This is a genomic window from Bacillus sp. P4_E1, from assembly GCF_056401715.1.
In genome coordinates, this window is sequence record NZ_JBFUIV010000025.1 from 22,754 (window position 1) to 41,016 (window position 18,263).

The following is an 18,263-nucleotide window of genomic DNA, read 5'->3' on the forward strand; positions in this document are numbered from 1 at the left end:
CTTCCATCTCCTCTCGCCTGTCGTACCTTCATTATATGAAAAAAACAACCTGAATCTCAATATTTTTTAAAATCTAGCAGGATTTTACTATAAATATTTGTATACACTATGGTTAAATACTCCACCAAAGGGAATGAGGATTATGCAAGAATGGGGCTTGTCAGAAGAGCTCAAAATAAAAACAAAGCAGATGATTGAAATTGCTGAAAAAGAATTATCAAACATGAAGCATGCAATCGATAAAGAAGATGAATGTATTCTATGTAAAATGGAAGATATTCATCATATGTTAACAAATGTACAGACGTTAGCAGCTACATATTATATTCAAGCATATTTATCACCTTATACGGAAAGTTCACATTTCATCACTACAGCTGTCCAACATTTAAGCGCTCGAAAACACGGTGCTCTTATTATTGTGGAACGAAGTGACGCTCTTGATTCTTTCATTCAAACTGGAACGACATTAAACGCACACTTAACCGCGCCACTACTTGAATCGATTTTTTATCCAGGGAACCCTCTTCATGACGGAGCCGTTCTCATTAAAAATAATCATATTGTCTCAGCAGCTAATATTCTTCCATTAACAAAAAGCATGGAAATCAATCCTGAGCTAGGAACACGTCATAGGGCTGCAATTGGCTTATCTGAGAAAATTGATGCACTTATATTAGTTGTCTCTGAGGAAACAGGGCGTACTTCATTCGCTTTAGGTGGGACGTTATATACGATTTCTTTATAGGACGAATCTTTAGCTATGTAGCACTTTTTGGAACGGTAAAATAGTAAATGAAATTATATTAACCGTAACTCCAAATATATCGACTTACCGACAAAAACTGACAATAGTCATACCATATCAATAAGAAAAGGCTATCCCAAAAATTTGAGACAGCCTTTTCTTCAAAAATTATTCTTCTCCGAAACGCTCAACAAGTGTTGCAAGTGTACGCACCATTGCACCTGTTGCTCCAGATGGTCCTAAATCATGTGCTCCTGATGTTTCAGATGTTCCAGCGATGTCTAAGTGTACCCATGGTGTTTCTTCTGCAAATTCACCAATGAATGTCCCAGCCATAACCGCATGTCCTTCACGGCCTGGTGAGTTATTTAAATCAGCAAATTTACTGTTTTTGACACGTTCTTTATCACGTTCAAAAATCGGCAATTGCCAAATTGGCTCATCCGTTTCCATAGAAGCCTCTAACACTTGTTCAAACAATTCTTCATTATTTGTCATCGCGCCTGTTGTATGATTTCCAAGTGCAACAATTACACCGCCTGTTAATGTTGCAACATCAACTAAGTAATTTGCGCCAAGTTTCTTCGCATACGTAATACCGTCAGCTAACGCTAGGCGACCTTCTGCATCTGTATTTAATACTTCAATTGTTTTTCCGCTCATAGATGTAATAACATCATCTGGCTTAAATGCTGTACCACTTACAACGTTGTCAGTTGATGGAATAACAGCAATTACATTTTGCTCGGGGCGAAGTTCACCGATGATCTCCATCGCGCCAAGAACAGCTGCAGCTCCGCCCATATCACCTTTCATACCAACCATGCCTTCACGTGGTTTTAAAGAATAACCGCCTGTATCATATGTAATCCCTTTTCCAACAAACCCAATTACATCTTTCCACTCTTCTTTTCCTTTATAAATAAGAGCGATCATTTTTGGCGGTTCAGTAGATCCTTGGTTTACTGCAAGTAATGCACCCATACCAAGCTCTTCCATCTCTTCTTTCTCAAGAACCTTATAATCCATATCGTATTTTTCTGCTAATTCAACTGCATACTCAGCAAGCTTTGTCGCTGTTAATACGTTTGGCGGCATATTTACAAGCGTACGAGCTGAATTCGTTGCACGTCCATGTACGTATCCTACCGTTAATGCTGCTTCAATTTCTTGTGCATCTTCTGCTGTAATAGCCGTAAACTTCTCTAATTCTACACGATCCTTTTTATCTGATTTATACGTTTGTAATTCATATGTACCAAGACCTTGTACTTCTGCCGCAATATGAGCTACATCAATCGCATCTAATTTATCTGTCACGAAAGAATCAAGTAAGATTGCTGCATCTTGTACTTTTGCTGCTTGTAACGCTTTAAACGCCTTACCAAGAGCAGCACGTAACGTTTCCGTTGTATATGACTCTTTCTTACCTAAACCAACAAAATAATAACGTTTAACATTTGTTTTTCCTAAGCTATGTACTTTTGAAATGGCTTTCTTCTTAGTTGAAAGTTCTTTTTCTTCTAATAAAACTTGTAATTGTCCTTCAAACGCTTTATCCAGTTCTTGTACAAAGCTACTCTTTTTATCTTCTTCAAATAAGGCAACAATTACCGCTTCATGACTTACTAATTCTTTTTGTACTCGAAACATGTTCAGACCCCCTAAATTTCTCTACGTCCATTATAACTTTATTTTCGATAAAATGCGACAATTCTAAATTCTGTTATTTCATATAAAGTGAAACTTTAATCAGTGGGGGTTTTACCGGCCGCAAATAGCAGGATAAAGATACTATCTCCAATATCTTCTATGGTGAAATAAGACAAGAAAAAAGTCTAGCGTTATTACCACTAGACTATCTTTGTTTTAAATATTGTCCACGAAACACTTGCATCGTTTCGTCTTGATTTAACATCGTTAACTCTTCTTCCGAAAACTTGCCATTTCCTATTTTCACTATATACACATTTACTTTTTTCTTACCCCATTGGCTATAAACATCTTTCACCGTATCATAATATAAATCGAGACGATTTCCTTTTATAGCACCGCCCTTATCAGCTACAACACCATATCCGTAACCTGGCACGAATAGAATTGTCCCAAGCGGGAATACGCGTAAATCGGCAGCGATTGTGGAATATAAATCCCTTTTTGCTTTAACACCTGAATATGTAATGCCATACTCTGGATGCCCCGGCCTCTTTCCAGTTGACTCTATACCTGATGTATAACCAGTTGCAGTCATTTCTATAACACGATATTTAGACCAGTCATTTGCCTGCTCTAAAGCATTTATCACTTCTTTACTCGGAGCAATTTTTTTCTCAATTTCTGCTGCATGTACTTCTTTTACACTTGTTCCTTCATATGATTTTATAATCTCTACTAAAGAAACTCCTGTGAAAGCCTGCCATGTTACGCATAATGCGAATGCAAGTAAACAAGTCATCATAATGCGAATACAATATCGTTTTAACATTTTTATATTCCACACTCCTTCATCGTTAATCATTCCCTATACGATGAAGGAATATGCAAAAAAATAATCTCCAAATTGATTGGAGATTAAAACATTTGATATCCACTTTTCCGAAGTTTTTTAATTATAATTCCTGCTAAAGCAGCACCTACTAATCCAGTAGATAGAATAAACACATCTGCGTGTCCTAAATGCGATACACTTGTCCCAAATGAAGAAAATGTTTCTTTTGGCTTTGAAAAATAGTCCCATACACTCGCTTTATTAATAATAAGCATACAAATAATCGGATATACAATAACCATTACCCACGTAGCTCGCAAAATCATGTTGAGTAAAAATCCAATTCCAAAAAATAAAATAAAGAACAACATCATTGAAATAAGTAGTACCGGTATACTCACTTCTTCTCCCTCTCCTTCGCATACGCCGTAAACACATGATAAGCCGTATAACCAAATTGCTCTCCTGGATTTAATGTTTTGTCCATTTCAAAATGCGACTCTGCTCTTCCTTCTAATAAATATTTGATGAGTACAGAAGTATTTTGATCATCTGCAATATTTTCTGGATGTAAAAAAGCTACTTCCGACAATTCTTTCTCCTGTACGATAACGTCTTCTCCCTCTGGCTCTAGAAGAAAAATAATCATATTATCACTAATTTCATTATGAATAACACCTGAGCGAATACCAATAATCCCCTTTACATGAGCAACAATGCCTGTCTCTTCCAAAATTTCACGTTTCACAGCTTCATCAACAGTCTCGCCTTCATTAACAAAACCAGCAGGTAAAGACCATTGCCCTTTCAATCCACCGTATTTTTTCTTAACGAATAGCCATCTCCCATCTTCTGTAGCTACTAAGCCACTGACAGCTAACCACACTTTCCCTCGCTTCCCCATGATATAACCTCCTCCATCAAAACGAACAGAATATTCTTTCTTTTTTATATATTATACTATATTTTCAATACGAAAAAAGCAGAAACAGCTCATAGCCGTTTCTGCTTTTTCTACTATATATTAAAAGAACTTCAATTTACCTTTTTTAAGAACTAATAAAGGTCCGCCTAGTAAGAATAAGTAACGGTTGTCGATTACTTTCTTCATGAATGAAGCTTTCCAACCTGTTAACTTTTTACCCATAACAACGCCCATTGCATCGTCATGACCTAATGAACATACAGATCCTTTATTATCAAATGCGAACTTTTTCATTTCACCTTTGCCGCGAACTAACACAGTTAAATTGTGTGCAATATTATAACCTTCTTGAATTGCAATCTGTGCTGTTGGTGGGTATGGACGGTTAATCTCTTCGTTGATGATTAACGCTGCATCACCAACCATGAATACATCTTCATGACCTGGAGCGTGCATGTACTCATCCACTTTAATACGTCCGCGCATTGCTTCAAATCCAGACTCTTCCACAATACCATTACCACGAACACCTGCAGCCCAAACTACAGTTTCAGATTTAAGAAGTTCAGCATCATCACCGTTGGCAACGATAATACCTTCTTCAGTTGCTTCCTTAATTGCTGTACCGATGCGGAATTCTACACCTTTTTTCTCAAGTTGTTTTACAGCGTACTCTACTAATGCTGGATCGAAACCAGGAAGTGCTGTTGGAGCAGCTTCTACACAGATGATACGTGCTTTTTCACGTGGAACATCGTACTCTTTGCAAAGTTCAGGAATACGGTTTGCAAGCTCACCTACGTACTCGATACCCGTAAATCCAGCGCCACCAACAACGATTGTTACTAACTCATCACGTTTTTCAGTCGCATATTGAGCGAATTTTTCTTCCATATGCTCACGAATTTGACGAGTTGCATTAATGTTAGTGATTGAGAATGCATGCTCTTTTAATCCTTTAATTCCGAACGTTTCTGATTCGAAACCAAGACCGATTACTAAGTAATCATACTCTAATTCACCATCTTTTAAGATAATACGTTTTTCAGCAGCTTTAATCTCTACTACTGTATCTTGTACAAAGTTCACTTTATTTGTATCGATAACGTCTTCAATATCTAGACAGATTTTATCATCTTGTAATGTACCAGCTGCACTCTCATGTAACCAAGTTGCTTGGTAGTGATAGCTGTTGTTGTTTACTAACGTAATTTCAGCTTCACTTACAGATAATGTTTTTTGCAGACGAACAGTCGTAATCATCCCGCCATAACCTGCACCTAAAACTACGATTTTTGGAGTCTTCACTAAATCACAACCCTTTTCTTTATATAATAGTAATAAAAAATAATACCAAGTACTAAAAACTCTATTTGTCAAGAATGTGGAATTTATCACATTCTATATCATAACAAAACGCAGTCAAAAAATCGTACGAAATTTGTCATAGAAATTTAACATAATACTTCCCTATATTAGTCGGTTTCATTCCATAATTCAAGCACCTAGAGAATTATCAATATTTTAAAATAACATAGCGTTTTCAAGGGTTTTTCAGCCTTTTTTTCATGTATTTTCCTTTCGCTACATTTTATACAATTCTAAAACATCTATGCGCAAACTTACTTATTATTCAGTCGTTTTCAGAAGTATTATTAACTGAAATATGCTATCATTTATTTGAAAGTGTCATCATTTGCAGGATTTTCATGTACATATGAACAATATATGAAATCAATATTAAAATTCCATCATCTATAGGGGGAATGAAAATGACAGAAAATCAAAAAGTTTACGACATAACGATTATTGGTGGTGGCCCAACAGGACTATTCACCGCATTTTATGGCGGAATGAGACAAGCAAGTGTAAAAATTATCGAAAGCTTACCTCAACTTGGAGGGCAATTATCCGCGCTATATCCCGAAAAATATATTTATGATGTAGCTGGATTCCCAAAAGTGCGCGCACAAGAGTTAGTTGATAACTTAAAAGAACAAATGAAAAAGTTCGATCCAACCGTTTGCTTAGAAGAAGCTGTTGATACTCTTGAAAAACAAGCTGACGGTATATTTAAGCTTGTTACAAATAAACAAACTCACTACTCTAAATCTGTCATTATTACTGCTGGTAATGGTGCGTTCCAGCCACGCCGCTTAGAATTAGAAGGCACAGCAAAATATGAAAAGAAAAACTTACATTATTTCGTTGATGATATGAATAAATTTGCTGGAAGACGCGTCGTTGTATTCGGCGGTGGTGACTCAGCAGTAGATTGGACAATGATGTTAGAACCGATTGCGGACAAAGTTACAATTGCTCATCGCCGCGATAAATTCCGTGCACATGAACATAGCGTAGAAAGCTTAATGAATTCCCGTGCAGAAGTAAGCACACCTTACGTTCCAGTTGAACTTATCGGTGATGATACTATTGAACAAGTTGTTCTTCAGCACGTAAAAACAGAAGAAAAAATTATCATCGATGTTGATGACGTAATCGTAAACTACGGCTTCGTTTCTTCACTTGGTCCAATTAAAAATTGGGGCTTAGATATTCAAAAAAACAGCATCCTCGTGAACTCAAAAATGGAAACAAATATTCCTGGCATTTACGCTGCTGGTGACATTTGTACATATGAAGGAAAAGTAAAACTCATTGCTTGCGGCTTTGGTGAAGCACCGACAGCAGTAAACAATGCAAAAGCTTACTTCGATCCAAACGCAAAACTTCAACCAATGCATAGCTCAAGCATGTTTTAATATAGAAATGAAAAGAACTCCTTTTACATGAAAGGAGTTCTTTTGTTATAAAGATCCCTAATCCAAATTACCTCTCTTTCTTCACAGCTATGTACTTTAGAAAAAAATACCACATACTCCTAAAATATGTTACAATAAAACAGAACATACGTTTCATTCAATGGAGGGGAATTTTATAATGAAAGAACCTATTATCATTAAGAAAGAAGCTTTCCAAGCAATCGGCGTTTCTATTACGACGACAAATGAAAAAGAAGCATCTACTGAAGGAAAAATCCCACAACTTTGGAACCAATACTTCCAAGAACAAATCATGCATCACATCCCAAATCAACAAACAAAAGAAACATTCGCTTTCTACTCAAACTACGAATCAGATGAAACTGGTACATATCAATTTACTATTGGCATGCCTGTTTCTTCATTAGAAGACGTTCCTGAAAATATGACAGCCTTAACAATACCTGCCGCAACGTATGCGGTATTTACAACGAGAAAAGGTCCTGTGTCTGAAGTCATTTGTGAAACTTGGGAATATATTTGGCAATGGTCGAAAGAAAACAAACGTGCTTTTACAACAGACTTTGAGCTTTATGACGAAAATGCAGTAGATCCAAATAACGTACAAGTGGATATTTATATCGCTTTAGCGTGAATGACAAAAAAGAAGATACCCTTTGGTATCTTCTTTTTTGTCGTTAAATAGCCACTGTGCAAATTCATTATTATTGTCTACAATGAGAAAGTGCAGTATAGAAATATTAGAAACTGTATAAAGTGAAACTATACTCAGTGGGGGTTTTTGTTCATCCCCCACTGAGTATTAGCCTTCACCAATCGGGCGTTTACGGGCAGTTGGTCTCCCACCTAACTTCTTTGCCCTATTCCAATTTTGAGGTGGGAGTTTTACTGCCCGTTAACGCGGGATAAAACGATTGTTAATAGGTTTTTCAGTCTAAATTTGGTACGTAGAAAGGAAGCAATATGGAGGAACTACAACAAAATAAATCTGCTTTAGAAGGAAGCGAAAAACCGTTATTAAAAAATACGAACTTCCTTTTTCTTTGGGCAGCTACTCTCTTTTCAAGTTTTGCTTTAGCCTTTTTTACTTTTTCACAAACATGGTACATAGCAAAAACATTAAACCTTGAGGCTTCACTCGGTATTGTTTTCGTGGCTCTTAGTGTTCCAAGACTCATCTTTATGATTATCGGCGGTGCATTAGCTGATAAATTCCCGAAAAAAAATATTATGTTTTACTCTAATATTATTCGCGCTATTCTTGTCGCAACCATTCTCACCTGGTTCATCGTCGGTGATGTAACACTATATACATTTGCTTTGTTTGCTTTGTTCTTCGGACTTGCTGACGCTTTCTTCTGGTCAGCAGATGGATCTATTCTGCCTGAACTTGTAGAAAAAAGCCGTTTAACACAAGCAAATTCACTTACTCAAATGACAAACCAAGGATCGGTCATCTTGGGCCCTGTACTTGGCGGTATTCTCATTAAATTTACGAACTATGAAACAATCTTTTCAATTACAATCCTGCTACTCATTATCGCTGCGATACTCGTTCAAAAAATACAATTTACAGTACCCGAAAAAAATGAAACAGATAAAGGCATGTTTACTTCTATTAAAGAGGGAATTTCATATGTAAAAGAATCACCATTTCTTTCAACTTTCCTTATATGTAGCGCCTTTTTAAATTTATTTTTAATCGGCCCAATGCAAGTAGGCTTCCCGCTCTTCGTCAAAAACGTTCTGCACGGTGATTCACTTCAGTTTAGTTACTTAGAAGCGTCTGTTGGCGGCGGGATGGCGATAGGAGCTGTCATTGTCGGATTAAAAAACATTAACCGCAGACGTGGTCTATTTTGTATTATCATGATGCTACTGTCTGGTGTATTCTTCCTAGCCATCAACTTTAGCACCGTACTTTGGCAAGCGTTATTAGCTGGAATGTTTTACGGTATTACAATTGCGATGGCTATCGTTCCACTTATGGCAATGATTCAATCAACAGTAAAAGAAGAGATGATGGGACGCGTTATGAGTTTACTCATGCTTTCATCGATGGGATTCATTCCGCTCTCTTACGCATTTACATCGCTTGCACTTGGGATAGGCATTCCAATTGTAACGGTTATGAAAAGCGGTGCAATCGCTGTTATCGTCTTTGTACTATTTGTAGCAATTCGTGTTCCAGTTGTAAGAAAGTTCGATTAGCTACTTGGAGTCATGTATTATACGCATGGCTCTTTTTTAAATGGATCGAATAACGGTATTCCCTTACTTCTCCTTAATGCCGCTCCCCACTCTAATCCAATTTCTAAAAATAAATCTCGCATCGTACTATACAATAATGCTCCAACATCTTTACGAATTTCTCCGTACTTATACGCTCTCACAACACTTTTCACCCTCCAAATTAAATTTCCACACACTTCTTCATCAGCTAATATTCCCTCTAATAAAGCACCTTGCTCTAGTAATCCGCTCTTTTTATAAGCAAGTTCCACCTTACTCCAAAATATATTAATCTTCTTCGGATTACTCGTCATCGGCACCAGTGCGTATATAAAAGGCTTCGGTATATCGTGACGACAATACGTTTCATCAAGCTCGTACGTTACTTTTCTTTTCTCTTTTATTTGTGGAATGTTTTTAGAAAGAATTGTTTCCTCCTCATTTTTTTGCTCGTTTCCACTACAGCCATCTGTACGATCATCACTTTCACATGCGGACATTTTCATACGGTCATCCATGCGGTCAATTGCAGATTTAAGAAATACATATAAGTTTGCACTATATCCCCCGCGCTTATATCTTTCTTTTGTCGCAACACGTTTTATAATCCCTAGTTCCTCTAACTTTGCAATCGAGCGGCGTACCGTACGAATACTCTTTCCAACATTTGTAGCAATCGTCTCCATTAACGGACAAGCAACTCCCACTGTTTTCTGTTTCTCATTCACTGCATACTTTCCTAAAAAATGAATAATGATAGCATCCGTTTTATTCAATTGAAATCGATAGCACTTCAAAACTTGTTTTTGATATGCATTAAACTCCTCTTTACTTCGAAATTGACTATATGGTTTCATTAAATTATATAAGCTTCCCATTTTTATCACCTCACTTATAGGTAAGAAATAGGAAGAGAAATTGGCGTGATATTTAATATTTTTTATTGGAGATGAAAATATGATTGTAATTAGTGCTTGTTTAGGTGGTATTGCTTGTCGTTATGACGGTAACGATAATCTCGTTTCACAAATAGAAGAGTTATTACAGAGGGAAGATACCATCCTTGTTTGTCCCGAAGTATTAGGCGGTTTACCAACACCACGCCCTTCTGCTGAAATTATCGGCGGTAATGGCGATGATGTTTTAGATGGAAAAGCAAAAGTAATGACGAAAGAAGGACAAGATGTCACGGAAGCTTTCGTGCGTGGTGCTTATAAAGCATTAGAACAAATAAAAGATTTAAACCCAGAATATATAATTTTAAAAGAACGCAGTCCATCTTGTGGTAGTTCTACTATTTACACAGGGGAATTTAACGGCAATAAACAAACTGGTTACGGAGTGACAACTGCTTTATTTAAAAGAAACGGATTTAAAGTCATTTCAGAAGAGGATTTTGAAAGTAAAAAAAGGAATTGACCCTGTTCGTCAATTCCTTTTCCATCTGTCTTATTTCACACCTAATTTTTCTTTCACTTTCGCAGGAAGCTCGTCTTTCTTCACTTCTTCCCAAGCAGATACACCCTTTTTATCTGAATGATATACACGTAGGAATGCTTCTTTACGAAGATTTTTTTGCGCTATGAATTCCAATTCTTTCTCTTTACCGTCTTTATCAAAACCAGTTAGTTTATATTCGTAATCTTTAAACGTCTCACCATTATCAGCTTTACTATGATATTCTTTTCCATCTACTGTAATTTGAACGTAATACTCATCTTTACCCATACGGTTTAAATCACAGCCAACTAATAGGCTTGCAAATACGACTAAAATACTAAAAAGTGCAATATATCTTTTCAATTCCTTCACCTCATATGTTTTTCTTATATTGTTATCTTAAGGCCTTCGCTTTAAAGAAGAAATTCAAAAACATGACATAAACATTACACTTTTGTAAGATAGTAAATTAAAACTTTAATCAGTGTTTTTTCATTGAAAACGTTATTGACACTCATCTAGCCTAGTCATGACAATCTATTAACGCCAATAACGTCTTCCACGCCAATTTTTCCACTTGTCACGAATCTTATCACGTAATTTCCTTATACCGCTTATTACACCTTCTATTACGCACTCTATTATGATATCAATTACAAGGTAACTTACAAATCTAATTATAGGTTTAATCACATATCTCCTTACGAATTCAAAAATATCGTCAATCTTGCGTCCCCTCCCGCTCGTACAAAAAACTGCTACTTCCCATTCATTTTGCGCAATCTACGTTCTGTTACAACCGCTGCGCCTACTGCAGTAGCTATCAACAAAAATAGTACGGCGATAGCGTCCACAATGAGGCTATTGAATTTGGACGAAACCCCAACAAATACTAACGCTATCGTTAATACTGCTAGCATAATTATCGTTATCTTATCTTCGTTCATCATTGTCCTCTCCGATTACTCACGGTTCTCTCTCCAAGACTTTATAAAGCCACCGACAACTTTACTGCAATTGTTCCCGTAATTAATTTATTATCGATGCAATCCATCTTCTACTACCTGCGTAACAGTTCCATTTGGTTCGAAGATTACACGTAATGTTCCTTCGCCGCCATAACCGGTATAGCCGTATACTGAATACGATTTATATTTCTCAATCATACGTGGCTGTCCAATCGCAGCTTTTACTTGATTCGCAGGCATACCTTTTTTGATTTTCAAATAGTGATTATAGTCTACTTCCGCCGAATCGTTATTTACATCTTTATACCACGGTACGCGGTCGTTTTTTTCTTCATATTCCTTTACAGGTTCTTCACTGCTTTTCGTAGATACCTGACTCTCTTTATCCGCATCCTTTATAGCAGTGCGTTCAATATTAACAACGTAACCATATGTATTTAATTCAACCATAATTTCATATGTACCATCCGTATCCTTTTCAGTATAAAACACGCGTTTTTCCTTGTTATTATAATGTTTTATGTTCTCACCACCGTAGTCAATCTCGTTAAGGATATCCGTATATGTCATGCCTTCCTCAATCTTTTCGGCTTCGTCACGAGAAATATAACGCTTCTGTGACGATGTAGCGTCCTCATATTTAATGCTGTCACGTTCGCTCGTAGTCATAGGGGTTTCCTTCTGTTCTTTTAGTACTTCCGCTTCCGATTTCACTTGTTGCTTTGCTCCCGCTTTTGTTAACACGTCTGTATCGTTAGAACAAGCTCCAAATATTGATGCTGTAACCAACGTCATCCCTAATACCAGTACTTTCTTAAATGACTTCATTGTAATTCCTCCGGTAGTTTTTAATTTCTAGTAATCAGCGTATTTTAATTAATATGGAACGAGTCAGTTCTATACAATTCGATATAGCCTGCACCTTCATGCATCCTCTTTAGCCTTCTTCTTGCATATATTCGTTATCTTTGTCATGCTCTTTTTCTTTTTAGCGCAAAAGAAAAGACCTTCCTAACGATTTGGTTTCATCGCTAAGAAGGTCTTTATATGCAACCTACCCATTCAATTTCCACTTAGAATAAAGGGATGAAAAAACTTAGCAATCTTCTGGCTTACCAGCATTCGACGCTGTACGGAAAGATGATCCGCATCCACATGATGCGATCGCGTTTGGATTGTCGATTGTGAATCCGCCGCCAAGCATAGATTGCTTATAGTCAACTTTCACTCCCTTTACAATCGGAGCACTTTCTTTATCGATAACAAATTCAACACCGAAAAACTCAAGAACTGTGTCGTCTTCTTTTGGTTCTACTTCAAATCCTAAGCCGTAAGAAAGACCACTACATCCGCCGCCATGTACAGCAAGGCGCACGTACTTCTCTCCATCTTCAGCATCTTTTAACATATCTTTAATTTGAAAAGCTGCTTGTTCTGTTACTTCAATCATGAAATACACCATCCTTTCTGTTCTCATTCTATTATACATCTTTACGCTTCTATCTTGTACTCATACACTCCGCGGCAAATTATTTCCGCAGGTCCTTTCATTAATACATTTCCTTCTTCTGTCCATGCGATCATTAAGTCGCCGCCTGCTAAGTGAACCGTAATTTCTTTACCGTGTTCCATTTTCCCATTTAAAATTGCCGCAACGACAGCTGCGCATGCTCCTGTCCCGCAAGCTTGTGTTACACCAGATCCTCGTTCCCAAACGCGGAAATTCATCTCTTCATCATTCAAAATCTCGATGAATTCAACATTCACTCGCTCTGGGAACATTTCATGCGTCTCAAGAACCGGTCCTAACGTTGTAAGAGGCGCTTTTTCTACATCATCAACAAAAATAACCGCATGTGGATTCCCCATTGAAACAGCTGTAAATGCATAACGGTGATTATTGTATAAGAAGTTTTCACGAATAAATGGTGTTTCTCCTTCACCAAGCATCGGTATCTCTTCACGTGTTAAACGAGGTGCTCCCATGTCGATTTTCGCTAATGTAACTTTGTCATCTTCTACCGTTACTTCTGCCGTAACAATACCAGCTAACGTTTCAATTGTGAAAACTTTACCTTCTACTAGTTTATGCTCATACGCATATTTCGCTACGCAGCGTAAACCATTTCCACAGCTCTTTCCTTCTGAGCCATCGTTATTAAACATGCGCATTTTTACTGGTGCCACGTCAGAAGGACAAATTAAAATCATTCCATCTGCACCAATACCAGTATTAATATTTGAAACCTTTTCCGCTACAATTGCTAAATCTTCTTCTCTAATTTGTTCCTCAAACATATTTACATATATATAACTATTTCCAAGACCATGCATTTTTGTAAAAGAAAATTGGCTCATTTTTATTCACTCCAAAAATAATTTATTATTTCAAGTATAAAATGCATGCTTTTAGAACACAATATGAATGTCCCCCGTTTCTCATATTTGACAGTGTTTTGGCAATAAGCCGTTCTTACACAAATCGTGTAAGAAAAAAGCCCTTCTAAAAGGGCTTTTTTTTCGAAATAAACACTCCTAATAAAGTGAAACTTTAATCAGTGGGGGGACGGGAAACAGGGCTTCAACCTAACTTCTTTGCTTCAGCTGAATTTTGAGGTGGGAGTCTTACTGCCCGCAAATAGCGGGATAAATGAAAAAAGAAAAACGTTGCCTGTTTGCAACGCTTTAAAACATTGGATTTTCATCCATATAATCATATACATTATTTACAAGTTCTTCTACTGTTGCACCTTGTACCACTTCACCATTTACAAGTGCAAATGGACCTTCAAAACAGATGCCACAATATCCTAAACAACCATATTCCATTACGTCTAAATTAGGATCTTTTTCTAATTTTTCTAAAGCTGCTTGCGAACCGCTTGCAAGGTTACCTACACAAAATTCGATTAATGGTTTAATCAAAACTCTCTCCCCCCTGTATCTCTAAACAAATTACCATTTACTTTATATGGTATGTGCATACCTAATTTGCGAAACGGATAAGTAACCCTCTCTACTTGTTACCATTCCACTTTATTTATAAGAAGGAAACTAAGCTGTTTCTTGTTGTTTTCGTTATATATTCTAAACTATTTGGTTACTTCACTATTTCACTTCATAATAGATAGTCTTCTTTATATAACATACTACTCATAATGAAATAGTAAATAGTAACTAGAAAATGAAAACCATTTACTTTACTTTTCTTCTTATTGTACAACAGAGTATTCATTCATGCATTGTTATTTGTTCACAAATTCGATATAATTTGATTGTGTAAAGTCAAAATATTTTATTAATATAAAATTGTATGATTAGGGGATATTTCAACAGAAAAGGGGTAATCCATCATGAAACACCTCGTACTACTAGGTGGTGGCTACGGTGGAATGAGAATTCTGCAGCGGCTACTTCCAAGCAACCAACTTCCAGATGATGTACAAGTGACATTAATCGACAAAGTACCATATCATTGCTTTAAAACTGAATATTATGCATTAGTTGCGGGTACAATTTCAGAAACGCATATTCGCATACCGTTTCCTGAGCACCCACGTCTCAATATTCAATACGGAACAGTAACAAATATTGACCTCGAAACGAAGGCCGTTCATCTCGATGGCGGTGAAACGATTCAATATGATGATTTAATTATCGGGCTTGGCTGTGAAGATAAATATCATAACGTTCCTGGGGCGAAGGAATATACACATAGCCTACAATCAATTGAACAAACACGTAAGACATATGAACAATTAAATAGCTTAGAACCAAATGCAACAGTAGCTGTCGTTGGGGCTGGTTTAAGCGGCGTTGAAGTGGCAAGTGAACTTCGCGAAAGCCGTTCAGATTTAAAAATCTATTTATTTGATCGAAAAGATAGAATTTTATTCCCATATCCAGAGAAATTAAGTAGATACGTAGAAGAATGGTTTGTAAAACATAAAGTTACCATTATACGAAACTCTAACATTACAAAAGTGGAACCAAACATTGTATACAACCATGATGAACCACTTGAATGTGATGCAATCGTCTGGACAGCTGGTATTCAAGCAAATGAAGTTGTTCGAAACCTTCCAGTAGAACAAGATGGTAGCGGACGGGTTGTTTTAACTAAATGTCACAATATTCCAAATAACGAGCACGTTTATGTCGTAGGAGATTGTGCAGCACTTCCACACGCACCATCTGCTCAACTTGCTGAAGGCCAAGGAGAACAAATTGTCCAAATATTATTAAAACGTTGGAATAATGAACCCCTTCCTGAAGAACTGCCTGTTATTAAATTAAAAGGTGTTCTCGGTTCTCTCGGCAAAAAACACGGATTTGGTTTACTAGCAAACCAACCATTAATGGGACGTGTACCGAGATTATTAAAATCCGGTCTTCTTTGGATGTACAAATATCATAACGGTTAATACTTTAAAGGCTGCCTACATAGTAGACAGCCTTTTTCTATTCATTTTTTGTAACTACTCAGTCATTCTATGAAAAACCGACAGAAAAGCATTTTTTTAAATGGTCGAGAGGGACTGGCTATGTATAGTATAGGATCGGTCAGTGCCTTTTCCTGCCACGCGCAAAGTTTTAAAACAAAGAAAAAAGATGTTCCTTCTAAAGAGACTTTATTTTTCTATTTCCCTCTCTTTTTGATACGATATAACTAGAATCAGAAAGGAGCAATTTATGTTTATATTAAAAGACATCACATATAAAGATATTCTACACATTCCTTATTTACAGATTCAAAAAGAAAAAACAACTTGTATTATCGGTGAAAGTGGTAGTGGTAAAAGCACATTACTTCGCATGTTAAACGATTTACAATCACCAACATCTGGCACAATTGAATATAACGGAAAATCTATTTTAGATTATCCTCCCATTCAATTACGCCGTGAAGTTGTCATGCTCGGACAAACTCCGCCTATTTTTGATGGAACAATTAAAGATAATTTATTAATGGGACTTCGATTTTCTGAAAAGCCATTTCCAAATGACGATGCCCTGCAAGGCGCATTAACGACTGTTAGCCTAGATAAAAAATTAGAAGATAACGCCTCTTCTTTATCAGGTGGCGAAAAACAAAGACTTGCTTTCGCTCGTATTATACTAATGGATCCGCCCGTCTATTTATTAGATGAACCAACTTCGGCACTAGATGGTGACACAGAACGCCGCGTTATGAAACAATTTACTATGCTGGCAAGAGAAAAGAAAAAAACAGTTATCTTCATCACGCACTCGCAACAACTTCCAGAAGAAATCGCAGACGATATTATTGAAATTAGTAAAACAAACGGTGCAACTAGAAAGGAAGTGCTATCAATTGAAGGGCGTTATTGAACTACAAATTTGGCAACTTGCAGCTGCATATATTTTCATCCTTATTTTAATCGGACTTGTGAAATTAAAAGGAATACCGCGTGAGAAACAAATTACAATTGCTACATTACGTATGACAATTCAGCTTGTACTAGTTGCATATGTTCTTACATACATATTTGAAAATAGTAATCCGTTTTATACAATAGCTCTCATTACTTCTATTACTACATTTGCTATTTTCAACATTTATAAACGAATAAACCTTCCTATGTCAAAAGAATTAAAAAGAGTTGCTGCCATTTCCATGATTGCTGGATCAATTGGCCCTCTTCTACTATTTATCTTTGTCATTATCGGACACGATCCTTGGTATGCTCCGCAATATATCGTTCCTATTGCCGGCATGCTAATCGGTAACGCTATGACAGGTATTTGCCTCGGGGCAAACACCTTTTTAAACAGTATGAAATCACAAAGAGACCATATTGAAGGTGCACTTATGCTTGGCGCAACTCCAAAACAAGCAGCTGCTCCGCTCATACGGGACGCTTTCGATTCTGCTATTTTACCAACAATTAATTCCATGGTCGGAATGGGAATTATAAGTCTTCCAGGCATGATGACAGGACAAATTTTATCCGGTGTATCACCATTTACAGCTATCCAATATCAAATTGCGATTATACTTGGCATTTCTGGAAGTACAGCTTTCTCTGTTATTATCTTCTTACAGCTTGGTTATAAAACGTTCTTTAATAAGCGGTGCCAGTTGAAAGAAGTTGAAGTACAATCATAAAAAAGACGCTCTGCAAGTTACTTACAGAGCGTCTTTTTTCTTTGCTAATCTTACGCTTTCTTAACGAACTGTGATTTTAACTTCATAGCTCCGAAACCATCGATTTTACAATCAATATCGTGATCTCCCTCAACTAGACGGATACTCTTTACTTTCGTACCAATCTTTACAACTGAAGAAGTTCCTTTTACTTTTAAATCTTTAATGACAGTAACAGCATCGCCATCTTGAAGAACGTTTCCGTTCGCATCTTTTACAACTTTTGCACCATCATTACTTTCAGCTTCCGCTTCTTGACCCCACTCATGGGCACATTCTGGACATACGAAAAGAGCGCCATCCTCATACGTATATTCTGAATTACATTTTGGACAATTTGGTAAAGTAGCCATAAATTCATTTCCTCCGTTCATTATTTATACGTAAAAATCAAATCGAATTTTTACATGTCGATAAATAAAATTTGTATAGCATTTCTTTATACTGCCATAGTCTTACGTTATTGACAAGCCTACCTCAAATTCTCATTTTTTATTGTATTTTACAAAA

Annotated in this window: 22 protein-coding genes; 8 read left to right on the forward strand and 14 right to left on the reverse strand. The window is 36.7% G+C overall.

The features are described 5' to 3' along the window. Positions 1–142: 142 nt before the first annotated feature. Complete coding sequence (cdaS, locus tag AC1DS7_RS25320) at positions 143–748, forward strand: sporulation-specific diadenylate cyclase CdaS (RefSeq protein ID WP_002067925.1); 606 nt, start codon at positions 143–145, stop codon at positions 746–748. Between the two features lie 168 nt (positions 749–916). On the opposite strand, the gene pepA is transcribed toward cdaS, so the two are convergent. From pepA to AC1DS7_RS25345, 5 genes are all read right to left on the reverse strand, one after another. Next, complete coding sequence (pepA, locus tag AC1DS7_RS25325; protein ID WP_002034546.1) at positions 917–2,401, reverse strand: cytosol aminopeptidase; 1,485 nt, start codon at positions 2,399–2,401, stop codon at positions 917–919. Positions 2,402–2,606: 205 nt separating this feature from the next. Further along, on the reverse strand, positions 2,607–3,233 hold the full coding sequence (locus AC1DS7_RS25330; RefSeq protein WP_033709844.1) for a 3D domain-containing protein: 627 nt from the start codon (positions 3,231–3,233) through the stop codon (positions 2,607–2,609). 86 nt (positions 3,234–3,319) lie between these two features. Next, positions 3,320–3,637 carry a YuiB family protein gene (locus AC1DS7_RS25335; RefSeq protein ID WP_002089308.1) on the reverse strand — a complete coding sequence of 106 codons (318 nt, stop codon included), beginning with the start codon at positions 3,635–3,637 and terminating at the stop codon, positions 3,320–3,322. Further along, positions 3,634–4,140: an NUDIX hydrolase gene (locus tag AC1DS7_RS25340; RefSeq protein WP_002015875.1), complete on the reverse strand. Its 507-nt coding sequence runs from the start codon at positions 4,138–4,140 to the stop codon at positions 3,634–3,636. Before AC1DS7_RS25340 ends, AC1DS7_RS25335 begins: the two co-directional genes overlap by 4 nt. Before the next feature lie 120 nt (positions 4,141–4,260). Further along, positions 4,261–5,469, reverse strand: coding sequence for an NAD(P)/FAD-dependent oxidoreductase (locus AC1DS7_RS25345; protein ID WP_016102202.1), 1,209 nt, complete (start codon positions 5,467–5,469; stop codon positions 4,261–4,263). A 464-nt stretch (positions 5,470–5,933) separates the two neighbouring features. Between AC1DS7_RS25345 and AC1DS7_RS25350 the strand changes: the two genes are divergently transcribed. The 3 genes from AC1DS7_RS25350 to AC1DS7_RS25360 all read left to right on the forward strand — a co-directional run bounded on the left by AC1DS7_RS25350 (position 5,934) and on the right by AC1DS7_RS25360 (position 9,155). Beyond that, a complete protein-coding gene (locus AC1DS7_RS25350; RefSeq protein WP_012261913.1) occupies positions 5,934–6,923 on the forward strand; it encodes an NAD(P)/FAD-dependent oxidoreductase in 990 nt (329 codons plus the stop codon). Positions 6,924–7,101: 178 nt separating this feature from the next. After that, positions 7,102–7,578 carry a GyrI-like domain-containing protein gene (locus AC1DS7_RS25355; RefSeq protein WP_002191058.1) on the forward strand — a complete coding sequence of 159 codons (477 nt, stop codon included), beginning with the start codon at positions 7,102–7,104 and terminating at the stop codon, positions 7,576–7,578. Positions 7,579–7,907: 329 nt separating this feature from the next. Beyond that, on the forward strand, positions 7,908–9,155 hold the full coding sequence (locus AC1DS7_RS25360) for an MFS transporter (protein WP_215588573.1): 1,248 nt from the start codon (positions 7,908–7,910) through the stop codon (positions 9,153–9,155). A 17-nt stretch (positions 9,156–9,172) separates the two neighbouring features. Here AC1DS7_RS25360 and AC1DS7_RS25365 read toward each other — a convergent pair whose 3' ends face one another. Further along, positions 9,173–10,054: a helix-turn-helix domain-containing protein gene (locus AC1DS7_RS25365; RefSeq protein ID WP_016102204.1), complete on the reverse strand. Its 882-nt coding sequence runs from the start codon at positions 10,052–10,054 to the stop codon at positions 9,173–9,175. Between the two features lie 79 nt (positions 10,055–10,133). On the opposite strand from AC1DS7_RS25365, the gene AC1DS7_RS25370 reads away from it, so the two are divergent. Then, positions 10,134–10,595: a 2-thiouracil desulfurase family protein gene (locus AC1DS7_RS25370; protein WP_016102205.1), complete on the forward strand. Its 462-nt coding sequence runs from the start codon at positions 10,134–10,136 to the stop codon at positions 10,593–10,595. Between the two features lie 30 nt (positions 10,596–10,625). Here the strand turns inward: AC1DS7_RS25370 and AC1DS7_RS25375 are convergent, their stop codons facing one another. The 7 genes from AC1DS7_RS25375 to AC1DS7_RS25405 all read right to left on the reverse strand — a co-directional run bounded on the left by AC1DS7_RS25375 (position 10,626) and on the right by AC1DS7_RS25405 (position 14,509). Then, positions 10,626–10,979: a YxeA family protein gene (locus AC1DS7_RS25375; protein WP_016102206.1), complete on the reverse strand. Its 354-nt coding sequence runs from the start codon at positions 10,977–10,979 to the stop codon at positions 10,626–10,628. 177 nt (positions 10,980–11,156) lie between these two features. Continuing rightward, positions 11,157–11,342 carry a hypothetical protein gene (locus AC1DS7_RS25380; protein WP_080118317.1) on the reverse strand — a complete coding sequence of 62 codons (186 nt, stop codon included), beginning with the start codon at positions 11,340–11,342 and terminating at the stop codon, positions 11,157–11,159. A gap of 32 nt (positions 11,343–11,374) precedes the next feature. Continuing rightward, the gene (locus tag AC1DS7_RS25385; protein WP_016102207.1) at positions 11,375–11,566 is read right to left on the reverse strand and encodes a hypothetical protein; all 192 of its coding nucleotides are present in this window, start codon (positions 11,564–11,566) and stop codon (positions 11,375–11,377) included. 87 nt (positions 11,567–11,653) lie between these two features. Beyond that, the gene (locus tag AC1DS7_RS25390; protein WP_151305060.1) at positions 11,654–12,412 is read right to left on the reverse strand and encodes a hypothetical protein; all 759 of its coding nucleotides are present in this window, start codon (positions 12,410–12,412) and stop codon (positions 11,654–11,656) included. 268 nt (positions 12,413–12,680) lie between these two features. Next, the gene (locus AC1DS7_RS25395) at positions 12,681–13,034 is read right to left on the reverse strand and encodes a HesB/IscA family protein (protein WP_002034566.1); all 354 of its coding nucleotides are present in this window, start codon (positions 13,032–13,034) and stop codon (positions 12,681–12,683) included. 41 nt (positions 13,035–13,075) lie between these two features. Continuing rightward, the gene (gene dapF, locus AC1DS7_RS25400; protein ID WP_002015893.1) at positions 13,076–13,942 is read right to left on the reverse strand and encodes a diaminopimelate epimerase; all 867 of its coding nucleotides are present in this window, start codon (positions 13,940–13,942) and stop codon (positions 13,076–13,078) included. Between the two features lie 327 nt (positions 13,943–14,269). Then, positions 14,270–14,509, reverse strand: coding sequence for a YuzB family protein (locus AC1DS7_RS25405; protein WP_002015892.1), 240 nt, complete (start codon positions 14,507–14,509; stop codon positions 14,270–14,272). A gap of 428 nt (positions 14,510–14,937) precedes the next feature. Between AC1DS7_RS25405 and AC1DS7_RS25410 the strand changes: the two genes are divergently transcribed. From AC1DS7_RS25410 to AC1DS7_RS25420, 3 genes are all read left to right on the forward strand, one after another. Further along, positions 14,938–16,008, forward strand: a complete 1,071-nt coding sequence (locus AC1DS7_RS25410; protein ID WP_476999286.1) for an NAD(P)/FAD-dependent oxidoreductase — start codon at positions 14,938–14,940, stop codon at positions 16,006–16,008. Between the two features lie 268 nt (positions 16,009–16,276). Then, a complete protein-coding gene (locus AC1DS7_RS25415) occupies positions 16,277–16,936 on the forward strand; it encodes an ABC transporter ATP-binding protein (protein ID WP_002129718.1) in 660 nt (219 codons plus the stop codon). After that, positions 16,920–17,714, forward strand: coding sequence for an ABC transporter permease (locus AC1DS7_RS25420; protein WP_002089330.1), 795 nt, complete (start codon positions 16,920–16,922; stop codon positions 17,712–17,714). The genes AC1DS7_RS25415 and AC1DS7_RS25420 overlap by 17 nt, the downstream gene beginning before the upstream one ends. A gap of 50 nt (positions 17,715–17,764) precedes the next feature. Here AC1DS7_RS25420 and phnA read toward each other — a convergent pair whose 3' ends face one another. Further along, complete coding sequence (gene phnA / locus AC1DS7_RS25425; RefSeq protein ID WP_002089332.1) at positions 17,765–18,106, reverse strand: alkylphosphonate utilization operon protein PhnA; 342 nt, start codon at positions 18,104–18,106, stop codon at positions 17,765–17,767. Positions 18,107–18,263: the final 157 nt, after the last annotated feature.

Excerpts from the sequence above, each read along its gene's own strand:
- AC1DS7_RS25390 (WP_151305060.1), bottom strand. The coding sequence starts at position 12,412 with ATGAAGTCATTTAAGAAAGTACTGGTATTAGGGATGACGTTGGTTACA.
- AC1DS7_RS25410 (WP_476999286.1), top strand. The coding sequence starts at position 14,938 with ATGAAACACCTCGTACTACTAGGTGGTGGCTACGGTGGAATGAGAATT.
- AC1DS7_RS25415 (WP_002129718.1), top strand. The coding sequence starts at position 16,277 with ATGTTTATATTAAAAGACATCACATATAAAGATATTCTACACATTCCT.
- AC1DS7_RS25340 (WP_002015875.1), bottom strand. The coding sequence starts at position 4,140 with ATGGGGAAGCGAGGGAAAGTGTGGTTAGCTGTCAGTGGCTTAGTAGCT.
- AC1DS7_RS25385 (WP_016102207.1), bottom strand. The coding sequence starts at position 11,566 with ATGATGAACGAAGATAAGATAACGATAATTATGCTAGCAGTATTAACG.
- AC1DS7_RS25365 (WP_016102204.1), bottom strand. The coding sequence starts at position 10,054 with ATGGGAAGCTTATATAATTTAATGAAACCATATAGTCAATTTCGAAGT.
- cdaS (WP_002067925.1), top strand. The coding sequence starts at position 143 with ATGCAAGAATGGGGCTTGTCAGAAGAGCTCAAAATAAAAACAAAGCAG.
- AC1DS7_RS25330 (WP_033709844.1), bottom strand. The coding sequence starts at position 3,233 with ATGTTAAAACGATATTGTATTCGCATTATGATGACTTGTTTACTTGCA.
- AC1DS7_RS25350 (WP_012261913.1), top strand. The coding sequence starts at position 5,934 with ATGACAGAAAATCAAAAAGTTTACGACATAACGATTATTGGTGGTGGC.
- AC1DS7_RS25360 (WP_215588573.1), top strand. The coding sequence starts at position 7,908 with ATGGAGGAACTACAACAAAATAAATCTGCTTTAGAAGGAAGCGAAAAA.
- dapF (WP_002015893.1), bottom strand. The coding sequence starts at position 13,942 with ATGAGCCAATTTTCTTTTACAAAAATGCATGGTCTTGGAAATAGTTAT.
- pepA (WP_002034546.1), bottom strand. The coding sequence starts at position 2,401 with ATGTTTCGAGTACAAAAAGAATTAGTAAGTCATGAAGCGGTAATTGTT.
- AC1DS7_RS25370 (WP_016102205.1), top strand. The coding sequence starts at position 10,134 with ATGATTGTAATTAGTGCTTGTTTAGGTGGTATTGCTTGTCGTTATGAC.
- AC1DS7_RS25395 (WP_002034566.1), bottom strand. The coding sequence starts at position 13,034 with ATGATTGAAGTAACAGAACAAGCAGCTTTTCAAATTAAAGATATGTTA.
- AC1DS7_RS25355 (WP_002191058.1), top strand. The coding sequence starts at position 7,102 with ATGAAAGAACCTATTATCATTAAGAAAGAAGCTTTCCAAGCAATCGGC.
- phnA (WP_002089332.1), bottom strand. The coding sequence starts at position 18,106 with ATGGCTACTTTACCAAATTGTCCAAAATGTAATTCAGAATATACGTAT.